The sequence below is a fragment of the Anabaena sp. UHCC 0399 genome (genome assembly GCF_034931465.1).
Classification (GTDB): domain Bacteria; phylum Cyanobacteriota; class Cyanobacteriia; order Cyanobacteriales; family Nostocaceae; genus Trichormus; species Trichormus minutissimus.
Window position 1 is genome coordinate 152519 of record NZ_JAYGGZ010000007.1, and the last position, 10280, is coordinate 162798.

8 protein-coding genes are annotated in these 10280 nt (G+C 42.4%); 5 read left to right on the plus strand and 3 right to left on the minus strand.

Annotation, left to right across the window (positions count from 1 at the left end):
* Positions 1-76: 76 nt before the first annotated feature.
* Positions 77-580 carry a 2TM domain-containing protein gene (locus VB693_RS06195; protein ID WP_190706508.1) on the minus strand — a complete coding sequence of 168 codons (504 nt, stop codon included), beginning with the start codon at positions 578-580 and terminating at the stop codon, positions 77-79.
* A gap of 205 nt (positions 581-785) precedes the next feature.
* Here VB693_RS06195 and VB693_RS06200 point away from each other — a divergent pair, with 205 nt between their 5' ends.
* Complete coding sequence (locus tag VB693_RS06200) at positions 786-2453, plus strand: ArnT family glycosyltransferase (protein ID WP_323265481.1); 1668 nt, start codon at positions 786-788, stop codon at positions 2451-2453.
* 27 nt (positions 2454-2480) lie between these two features.
* Here VB693_RS06200 and VB693_RS06205 read toward each other — a convergent pair whose 3' ends face one another.
* Positions 2481-3278 (minus strand): creatininase family protein, encoded by a 798-nt coding sequence (locus tag VB693_RS06205; protein ID WP_323265482.1) that lies wholly within the window; start codon positions 3276-3278, stop codon positions 2481-2483.
* 379 nt (positions 3279-3657) lie between these two features.
* On the opposite strand from VB693_RS06205, the gene VB693_RS06210 reads away from it, so the two are divergent.
* A complete protein-coding gene (locus VB693_RS06210) occupies positions 3658-4365 on the plus strand; it encodes an ROK family protein (protein ID WP_323265483.1) in 708 nt (235 codons plus the stop codon).
* Between the two features lie 281 nt (positions 4366-4646).
* Here the strand turns inward: VB693_RS06210 and VB693_RS06215 are convergent, their stop codons facing one another.
* A complete protein-coding gene (locus VB693_RS06215; RefSeq protein ID WP_323265484.1) occupies positions 4647-5984 on the minus strand; it encodes a hypothetical protein in 1338 nt (445 codons plus the stop codon).
* 435 nt (positions 5985-6419) lie between these two features.
* Between VB693_RS06215 and VB693_RS06220 the strand changes: the two genes are divergently transcribed.
* From VB693_RS06220 to VB693_RS06230, 3 genes are read left to right on the plus strand one after another with little or no spacing between them, the layout of a single operon-like run.
* Positions 6420-7727: an acetyl ornithine aminotransferase family protein gene (locus tag VB693_RS06220; RefSeq protein WP_323265485.1), complete on the plus strand. Its 1308-nt coding sequence runs from the start codon at positions 6420-6422 to the stop codon at positions 7725-7727.
* A gap of 52 nt (positions 7728-7779) precedes the next feature.
* Positions 7780-8703: a DUF1338 domain-containing protein gene (locus VB693_RS06225; protein WP_323265486.1), complete on the plus strand. Its 924-nt coding sequence runs from the start codon at positions 7780-7782 to the stop codon at positions 8701-8703.
* 11 nt (positions 8704-8714) lie between these two features.
* The gene (locus VB693_RS06230; protein WP_323265487.1) at positions 8715-10097 is read left to right on the plus strand and encodes a Rieske 2Fe-2S domain-containing protein; all 1383 of its coding nucleotides are present in this window, start codon (positions 8715-8717) and stop codon (positions 10095-10097) included.
* Positions 10098-10280: the final 183 nt, after the last annotated feature.

Here is a 10280-nt window from a genome sequence, read left to right on the forward strand (position 1 = left end):
GGGAGGTAGGGGTGCAGGGGAAGCAGAGGGGCAGAAGTTATTCAATGCGTGAATTTTGAATTTTTATGCCCAATTACTAAACCTGTAAGGCTTTAAACCACTTATTAACAAAGGTATTAATAGTTTGTTTAATTTGATGTTTGCGATTCCATCTCTGGAAAGCCATTTCATACTCTTCACCTTTAGTCAGAAAAATATTCCAAACATCAAGCCCAACGGCTAAACCACAGAATAGTAACAGGTACAGCGACCAAGAAATAGTACCGCCACCTAAAAAATCTACCGAGATGAAAAAAGCATTAACAATGCTGTAATTACCCAAACGTTTCTTAAATCGTGTGAGACGGTAAGTATTAAATGCTTGGCGTTGCTGAATTTCGCGGTTTTGCGATCGCCAGTCTTTCTCTGCTAAGTTGACAGTCTCAGGTGATATATCTAACTCCTGGGCTATTTCTAAGATTTGCTCATAGCTAAACTCTTTATCTTGATCATCAGCTTGCCGGGCGATCGCTAGCTGTAAAATCCTTTGTATATCGTCTTGGCTATAAAAACGGTTGTTTTGAGTCTCAAAGTCCGTCATAGTGTCATCTCTTAGGTATTTTCTTAATCAAGATTGATCACCCGCTAGCTATAAGCTAGGTTGCATCGTTCCAGCTGTTGCACTACCCCTACACTAACAAATATTTAATGGAGTACGTGACATATTTCCCGCGCCGCACTCCGGGTTAGACTAGTTCGCGGTGCGAAACCCAAAAGCCCACAATAAAGGATCAAAATTCGAGTAAATGCAAAAAGTCCAGAAATGGTCGGCTCAAAAAAATAATCAGTTAGTGCTGATATTGCTAGTTGGGGGATTGCTGTTTCGCGCAATAATTGCTTTCTGTATGTACCCCACCTTTGATGAAGCTTATTACTACCTCTACAGTCTGCATCTAGACTGGAGCTATTTTGATCATCCAGTTTTTGTGGCTCTGACAACTGGTTTTGGCCCGTGGTTAACTGGAAATGTGTCCCAATTCACAATTCGCCTGGGAACGCTGATTTTATATACAGGCAGTTTGCTGCTATTGTATCTAACTAGCAATAGACTATTCTCTCCTAGAACAGCCTGCCTGACTTTAGCCATTGCCACCATCAGTCCGATTTTTCAAGTTGGCTTTGGCATCCTAAGTCTGCCTGATAGTCCACTGATGTTTTTTTGGTCAGCTAGTTTATATTGTGCCGTCAACGAATTTTTTCGGCAGCCAGGAAATCAAAAGCATGGCCTTTGGAAGAATGAGTCCGGCTCATCTAATTTATATGTCCCTAGTTACCGCTTGAGCTACCTTGGTATCCTGGTGGGATTAGCCTGCAATAGCAAATATCATGGGTTTGTTTTAGGACTGGGACTAATTGGTTTTTGTTTAACGAGTCCACCTCATCGTTGTGTTGTGCGTTCCCCTTGGGCGTGGCTAGGGTTAGGCTTATTTGTTATCACGATCTTCCCGATTTTGTTTTGGAATATGCAGCACGATTGGGTGTCTTTTCGTTTTCAATCAGAGCGAGCGATACCAAGGGGTGGCTACAATCTGCTGAGTGTAGCTGCTGTCTATTTAGCCGGAGTAGCTTATCTGTTCCCAACCATAGGATTGCCACTTTGGTGGGTGAGTTTACGACCATTGGTGTTAAGAACAATGCCACTTTTTTCTCACAAATCACTAACCTTTAAGGGAGATTTAGATGGGACTAAATTATTGAATTTATGGCTATCTCTGCCTTTAACTTTAGGGTTTACTCTCATCGGAGGATATCGGCAAATTTTGCCAGCTTGGTCGATGCCTGGATTTTGGACAGCAACTTTGTTATTAGGGCAACAGGCAACGCTCTGGGAGCAGCATCAGCGACGTTGGGTGCGGCGATGGCTCTTAGGTTCGGGAATTATGGTTGCTAGCATTTTACTTATTACTCTGCTGCAAGTGACAACAGGAATACTGCAAAAGCCTAGTCAATACGCTTTAATGGGAGGGTTCTTATCTCCCAAGGACGACCCTTCTACAGAACTAATTGATATTCAGCAAATGCGGCGTGGCTTTGCTTCTTCTCCTATCTTGAGTGCAGCCCTAGAGAACTCTAGTTTTATATTTACCAATCGCTATTATTTAGGTGGGCCAATTGCTATGTCCCTGAAACCTCTAGCGAACGTCCCGATTACTTGCTTTGACATTGGCAAGGATTTGCGTGGGTTTGCTTTTTGGTCAAAAGCGGATCAATGGTTAGGGGAAAACGCATTGTACATTACTACTGCCCCCTTTAAGAATAGAAAAGATTTAATGGCTAATTATCGAACTTACTTTAGTAGCTTGACTGAGATTGAAACAATACCAATTAGAAGAGGTGGGGTGGTAATCAATATTATTTATGTCTATCAGGCTAAAACACTTTTAAAGCCCTACCCCCGGTCTTACGGAATTTGACGGTTAATCTCATCGCACCCCATACTTTTAACTAGGCTGACGAAATGCGTAAATTTCTTTAATCACGGCTACCCAACCATCAGAGACAGATTCTAAAATGCGATCGCCTTTTTCTTTGGTAGCTGTGGTAGGATCACCAATTACACCACTTTTACTAATATCTTTTGTCACCCACGCCACAGGTAACTTACCTTCCCAACTCAGTAAGCTACCTTCTGGCTGTTCTGGCGGATACTCAGCCACAGCTTGATCTAACTTCACCTGATCTGGTAAAATCGCCAACATAATACTAGTTTCAGCATCCCCAGCGTGCATTCCTTGAGTTGCTTCTTTCGGTGTCAGCAATTCTTTAGTGATATGAGGCACACGCCAAGTAAAAAGCGGAAATACTGAAAAGTCACTATACTTAACGTGCAAATCCCGCGCCGCCATTTGCATAACTTGGGGTTGCCCCCCGTGGGAATTCATCAATACCAGCTTTCTAAATCCAGCACGGTAGATACTTTCTGCCACTTCCATAATTGTGGCTGTGAGTGTTTCTGTGCTGAGGGTAATCGTACCGGGAAAGTGCCAGTGTTCGTTAGATTTACCATAATATAAAGTCGGTAAAGCATAGGCGGGAATATTAGCATCCAACTTAGACAAAGCCTTGCCTAAAACTCCTACACTAATAGCAGCATCAACAATCAATGGTAGATGAGGCCCGTGCTGTTCAATTGCCCCCACTGGTTGGATGATGACTACATTTTCCTTATTTGGCATACCCTGAATCTCAGTCCAGGTGAGGTAGGGAAAAAACCGTTCTGGGGGAATAAAACTGTGCATTTTTATGGAAGGGAACAGGGAACAGGTGACAGGTGACAGGGGACAGGTGACAGAAAATAGGAAATAGGAAATAGAAAATAGAAAATAGGAAATAGGAAATAAGAAATAGGAAATAGGAATTGATACCTTTCACCTTTGCCATTTTACCTTTTTACTTCCCAATCCCCAATCCCCTATCACCTGTCCCCTATCACCTGTCCCCTATCACCTATCACCTGTCCCCTGTCCCCTGTCCCCTATCACCTGTCCCCTATCACCTATCACCTATCACCTGTCCCCTGTCCCCTGTCACCTGTCACCTATAACCTGTCCTCTAGCCCTTAACCCCTAATTCAGCGCATAATAACCAAATCTTAAACATTCACCAGGAGGATAATCAATGGTTGAAGATAATGGTTCAATTCGTACTTTATCCGTTGATATTGGCGGTAGTGGTGTGAAAGCGATGGTGTTGGATATCGCGGGAAACCCTCTGACAGAAAGGGCGCGTGTGGATACACCCCAACCTGCAACACCGGAGGTAGTGATCAATGCCATTATGGTATTAGCAGCTGCCCAAGGTGATTTTCATCGGGTTTCTGTAGGGTTTCCTGGTGTAGTGCGCTGTGGTGTAACTGAAACAGCCGTCAACTTACATTCATATTGGATTGGGTTTGACTTAGAAACAGCATTGTTACAACAACTAAATAAACCTGTGCGGGTGATTAACGATGCGGATATGCAAGGCTTTGGGGCAATTAAAGGTAAGGGTGTGGAATTGGTGATTACTTTAGGTACAGGCTTTGGTTCAGCTTTATTTGTGGATGGTAAATTAGTGCCGAACATGGAAATGGGACATCATCAGTTTCGGAAGGATGAAACTTACGAAGAACAGCTAGGAAGGGCGACGTTAGAGAAAGTTGGGCAAAAAAAATGGAATCGTCGTTTAGAAAAGGCGATCGCATCTTTGCAAAAGCTGTTTAATTATGATTATCTCTATATTGGTGGTGGTGAAGCGGTAAAAGTAAATTTTCAGCTACCTTTAAATGTCCGACTCATTCCTAATGTTAGTGGTTTATTAGGTGGTATTGCTTTGTGGCGGGAGTAGAGAGAGGTGACAGGTGACAGGTGACAGGTGACAGGTGACAGGTGACAGGTGACAGGTGACAGGTGACAGGTGACAGGTGACAGGTGACAAATGATTTGGCGGTCTTCCCTGCGGGACGCTACTCGTTCGCGTAGCGTCCCGCAGGGAACAATTAGTGGTGAGTAGCCTACGGCAAGCAAGCTACAAGTTCCCACTAATTGTCTTTAATTTTGAATTTTGTAGCTTGCTTCCCGATAGGGTATTTTGAATTTTGAATTGATTAGCCCCATACCCCATTCGCATTACTTCTTAATTAAAAAATACGCGTTAGCATATTCCGGTAGTTTACTGATAGATTGCCGGAATGATTGTTGATTGGGGAAAATACCTGCTAAATAATCTAGTTGGTACAGGTTGGGTAAAAATGCTCCGCCTGTATCTGCAATTACACCCATTTGTAGCTGTTTGCGTCCGCCTTGAGTATGTTCCATAACAACGACTCTGCCTAAACCAATATTTAAGACATCGCCAGCAAAAGTTACTCCTGGTTTAATAGAAATTTTGGCATCTATTTTATATCCATAACCTTTAATGGCATCAACTTGTCTAAAATACCAATAACGCTTTTGGGCTGTTGCCTTTAAACCTCGGATGTAAGACATTCCATTATTTCTATCAACGTTAAAAAATGCTTGAGAACCATCTATAAAATTAATCAGGATTGTTCCTTGCATCAAGGCCTCTTCTAAACCATTACGGGTTAAATAAGCTAAGGGTGCAACTTTGCCAAATTCTTTGCCCCCTGGCTCATAAATTCCTGATATAACATCTTGTTTGGTATATTTTGTGTAGAATTTATCTGTGACTGCATTATCTTTTAAACTGTAGATAGGTGTATTGTAGGTTGATGTTTTTTTACGTGTGCCTGGATGGGTAAATACAGCATATTTAGTAATCCGTAATTGCTTTTGTTTTGGGGCTTCTGGTTTATAGGCTGTCCATCGAATAACCCGAAAATTTTTATTGATAAAATCGGGATTTTGTAACCGTGTAGTGCGCTTATTAGCAATATCCTCCCTAAGAACTACAATCATGAAATCTAGAGTTTTTAGGATATCTGCTGTAGTAACTTTTTGCGTACTTAGCAATCCCGGTCTTAAAATATCTGGATCTGCTGCACCGTGTTCTTGAAAATATTTTCTCGTATTCACGAGTACACTTAATAAATCTGACTGATGAAATTTAACGTTAGTGGTTGGTAGTTTTGCTGCTGATAAAACTTGATTACCATTGACACTATATTTATATTTTCGCCATTCATCAACAATTGGATAACTGACAGATGTGTCCGCCAAATTTTGGTCAGACTTGGATATATTATATTGATTTACTTGCTCATCATTTCTCTGCAAAAAATTGACATTAACAGACGTAGATTGCAGAGAAGTCTGAGAAATGCGTGATGCACTAATAGGATTATTTAATTGTTGGTTTACAGATAAACTTTCAACATCCTGAGATTGTTTAGCTAGCTCTTGATTTTTGGTGTGATTATATAGATGACTACCAGTTAAACCTACCAGTAACAATGCAGCAATCCCTACTGTCACCCTGAGTTTTTGGCTGAATAGAATACTCATAATTTAAAAAATTTCGCAATCTATATTTCTGTCACGTATTAATAGCACATTTGACAGGGCATTAAACTTCTTCCAGTATTTGGGAGAAACTCAGCCTAACAGTGCATTATAACCTGCACTCCCATCCACTAAACTAAGGAGTAGGGAGTAGCACTTTTTCAAAATACAACACAAATACCCCTAATAAAACCTCCGCGCTCCTCTCCACCTCCGCGCCCCTCTGCGTTAAAAAATGAAATTAAAAATTATCACAGCATCTGAAAAAAAATCCTCCTAGGGATTCATGAAAAAATATCTGTATTTTTCCACAATCTCTAACACATATTATTGCTACTCTGTCAATGCGTAAGTTATATACGAATAGAATCAAATGCTACTGTTAACATTTACACATTGCAGTTTAATTATCCGTATTCAGAAAAACCATTAAACAAAATGTTAAGTATCCCCACCAATAAATCTTTACCTCGTGCGCCGCAATTGGTGACATCCCTACCAGGAAAGAAAGCTTTAGCTATTGTAGAACGCGATCGCACTGTAACTTCCCCTTCTTACACCCGCGACTATCCCCTAGTGGTGGCTCGTGGCGAGGGTTGTATGCTAGAAGACGTAGACGGCAATGTATTTCTAGATATGACCGCAGGTATTGCTGTCACCGCCACCGGTCACGCCCACCCAGAAGTAGTCAAGGAAATTCAGTCACAGGCGGCGCGGTTGTTGCATATGTCGGGGACGGATTTTTACTATGAACCAATGGTGGAACTCGCCGAACATTTAGCGATTCGCGCCCCCTTTCCCCACGGTGGGAGAGTATTTTTCACCAACTCCGGCGCAGAGTCTAACGAAGGAGCGATGAAACTAGCTCGATATTACACCAAGCGATCGCTTATCGTGGCCTTTTTAGGTGCATTTCATGGACGCACCTACGGCGCAATGTCTCTCACTGGTTCTAAAACAGTCCAACGCGCCCATTTCGGCCCCTTAGTTCCAGGGATAACTCATATTCCCTACGGGACTCACGCCAGTCTTGACCACCTAGAACAACAGTTATTTAACACCATCCTACCGCCCCATGAAATAGCCGCCATCATAGTAGAACCCATTCAAGGCGAAGGTGGTTACATAGTCCCTGAAGATGGATTTTTAGCCAGAATCCGGGATATCTGCAATCGCCACGGCATTTTAATGGTAGTCGATGAAGTGCAATCAGGCATGGGACGCACCGGACGCTTATTTGCCATTGAGCATTGGGGTGTAATGCCTGATATTATTACCACAGCCAAAGGTCTAGCCAGTGGTTTACCATTAGGTGCAATTCTCTCCCGTCCGGAATTAATGACCTGGCCGCCTGGTTCTCACGCCACCACCTTTGGCGGAAACCCCGTAGCTTGTGTAGCAGCTATTACGACGTTGCGACTATTAGATAGTGGGTTGATGAGTAACGCTACCCAAATGGGCGAACTGCTAAAAGCTGGACTGACCAAACTGCATGAAAAATTTCCTAGAATGTCCCGACCGAGGGGGATAGGCTTGATGGTAGCAGTCGATTTATTCGATGCAGATGGAAATTATGATATCAGATTGCGCGATCGCATTATTCAATCCGCCTTCTTACATGGTCTGCTATTACTAGGTTGTGGTAAAGCCGCCATACGTTTATGTCCACCCCTAGTCATCGAACCCGACCAAATTCAAACCGCCTTGGATATTCTCGCTGAGATTTTGCATTTGGAAAGGGAATAGGGAATAGGGAATGGGGACTGGGAATAAAAAATTTTAATGCCCATTATGAATTATGAATTACGAATTACGAATTACGAATTACGAATTAAATAGTCATCTCTGGGAATCACTTTGGCAAGAATATAAAGCCAGAGTTAATTATGCCCAAACTTATGAACAAATGATTACTGCGGCGGGTGGAACAGTCGCCAATGACCATATCGCCTTTCGGTCTTTGCGGATGATAGTTGATAGTTCTCAAGGTCAAGTTAACTTAGGAATAAACTATCTAGGACAAATCGCTGAAGCCTTGGGTTACGAACCAGTTGGGGAATATACTTTTCATCAAACTCACCTTTATGCTCGTTACTATCACCATCCACAACAAGTAGAATTTGATTTACCCAAGCTGTTTATTAGTGAGTTAATTGTAGATGAATTACCTGATAATATTGCCCAGCTAATTTATCAAACAGTCTGTACAATTCAACCTCAATTGACTTTTCCCTGCCTACAAAGAGAGGGTGATAATAAAAGTATTACTCAACAACTCCAAACAGCTTTCACTCGCCCTTGGCAAATTCCCCTACGTTCTACAATAGAAGTAGTAAATCAAGTTACTCAATATGGTGCTTGGGTGCTGTTACATGGTTACGCTGTCAATCATTTTACTGGCTACGTGAACCGCCAAAATACGCCAGCATACCCAGATATAGATACTACTGCGAGTGGTTTGGCTAGTTTGGGTGTACCGATGAAAGCAGAAATTGAGGGTGATGTCACCTGTGGTTTACGTCAAACCGCCACCGCAGCAGTGAAGGAAATGGTAACAGTCATTGATGATATTAGCGGTGAAGAAATGCAAATTCCTTGGACTTATGCCTATTATGAAATTGCCCAACGTTATTTAGTAGAAGTAGCACCAGGTAAGCAAGAACTTTTTGAGGCTTTCTTAGGGAAAAACGCCCAGCAATTGTTTGAAATGACGCGACGTTAATAAACGAAAAGATGCTAGAGATCAAATCTACCGTAAAAGAAATATTACCTGGAGGTAGTGACCCGCAGTATTTCGATTGGCATGAAGCTTGGTATCCTGTCCACTACCTAGAAGATTTAGATAAATCAAAACCAACTGCTTTTACTCTATTGGGTCGAGATATCGTCATTTGGTGGGACAAGCAATCTCATTCCTGGCAAGTATTTGCAGACCAGTGTCCCCATCGTCTCGCACGACTTTCTGAAGGCAGAATTAATGAAGAAGGACTGTTAGAGTGTCCTTATCACGGTTGGTCTTTTTCCAGCGATGGTAATTGTCAACGCATTCCCCAGCAGCCGCAAGTCGGACAGGCGGAGACTTCCCAACGCGCTTGCGTGGCATCATTGCCTAGCACTGAACGGCAGGGTATGTTATTTGTGTATGCTGGCAACCCAGAAAACGCTACTAAAACTAAAATTCCCGTCATTGAACCATTAGAAACATCACCTGATGGGTGGGTTGTCATCAATACCTTTAGAGATGTACCTTACGATGCACTCACACTGCTAGAGAATATACTTGACCCCAGTCATGTAGCCTTCACCCATCACAGCACAGTAGGAAATAGAAAAAACGCCGCACCTTTAGAACTGGAGGTGGCGAAATCTGACAAACACGGTTTTAAAGGCATTTGGAAGCAAGGAGTAAAACCTGGACAAACAGGAGAATTATCCACAACCTTTGTTGCACCGGCTTTAACGTGGCATGATATCAACGCGGAACGCGGTAGAATTCTGACTGTTGTCTACGCTACACCCATCCGCAAAGGTGAATGTCGTTTATTCGCTCGTTTTCCCTTTAAGTTTCCTTCTAAACTGCCGGGTATATTTATTAAGTTGAGGCCGCGCTGGTACTATCACCTGGGGCAAAATGGCGTTTTAGAAGATGACCAAATTTTTCTCCACTATCAAGAACGCTATCTAGAAGCGAAAGGCGGTAGTCCGAATTTTTCTAAAGCCTTCTATCTACCGACAAAAGCAGATAGTTTTGTGTTTGAATTGCACCAGTGGGTGAATAATTACAACGCTGAACCGTTTCCTGGGGAAGCTTTTCCACCGCCTATTCCTCAAGAATATTTACTAGAGAGGTATTATTCTCATACAGAAAAGTGTGCCAGTTGTAGAACTGCGTTGGCGAGGATTGAGCAATTAAGGTTATTGAGTGGCGTAATAGCTGCTGTTTCTTTAGCCAGTACCCCAATACTGTCAGTATTTTTGGATGTTACATCAGTTCCGGCTATTGTGCTGGGGACGGTAACGCCGATTATCTTCGGTGCAGCATGGCTGGGATTAACCAAACTCCGCAAGCAGTTCTATGAGGGAAGAAACATACCGCCACGTAATTTGGAGGGCTAAACAGACAAAGCCTACCTCTCATTCAATGAGATATGCGTTATCCAGAAACCATGTAGAGACGTAGCATTACTACGCCTCTACATTATTTTTCACTAGATGTTTATTGCTTATTTCCTTTTAAGGATGGAGGTTTCCTCATCTCAAATAGCAGTACAACAAGCCAAAAGTAAAAAGCAAGAGTGC

What these genes read in the sequence shown, in the direction of transcription:
- VB693_RS06215 (WP_323265484.1), bottom strand. Translation starts at nt 5,984, where the DNA reads ATGAGTATTCTATTCAGCCAAAAACTCAGGGTGACAGTAGGGATTGCT.
- VB693_RS06195 (WP_190706508.1), bottom strand. Translation starts at nt 580, where the DNA reads ATGACGGACTTTGAGACTCAAAACAACCGTTTTTATAGCCAAGACGAT.
- VB693_RS06205 (WP_323265482.1), bottom strand. Translation starts at nt 3,278, where the DNA reads ATGCACAGTTTTATTCCCCCAGAACGGTTTTTTCCCTACCTCACCTGG.
- VB693_RS06210 (WP_323265483.1), top strand. Translation starts at nt 3,658, where the DNA reads ATGGTTGAAGATAATGGTTCAATTCGTACTTTATCCGTTGATATTGGC.
- VB693_RS06220 (WP_323265485.1), top strand. Translation starts at nt 6,420, where the DNA reads ATGTTAAGTATCCCCACCAATAAATCTTTACCTCGTGCGCCGCAATTG.
- VB693_RS06200 (WP_323265481.1), top strand. Translation starts at nt 786, where the DNA reads ATGCAAAAAGTCCAGAAATGGTCGGCTCAAAAAAATAATCAGTTAGTG.
- VB693_RS06225 (WP_323265486.1), top strand. Translation starts at nt 7,780, where the DNA reads ATGAATTACGAATTACGAATTACGAATTACGAATTAAATAGTCATCTC.
- VB693_RS06230 (WP_323265487.1), top strand. Translation starts at nt 8,715, where the DNA reads ATGCTAGAGATCAAATCTACCGTAAAAGAAATATTACCTGGAGGTAGT.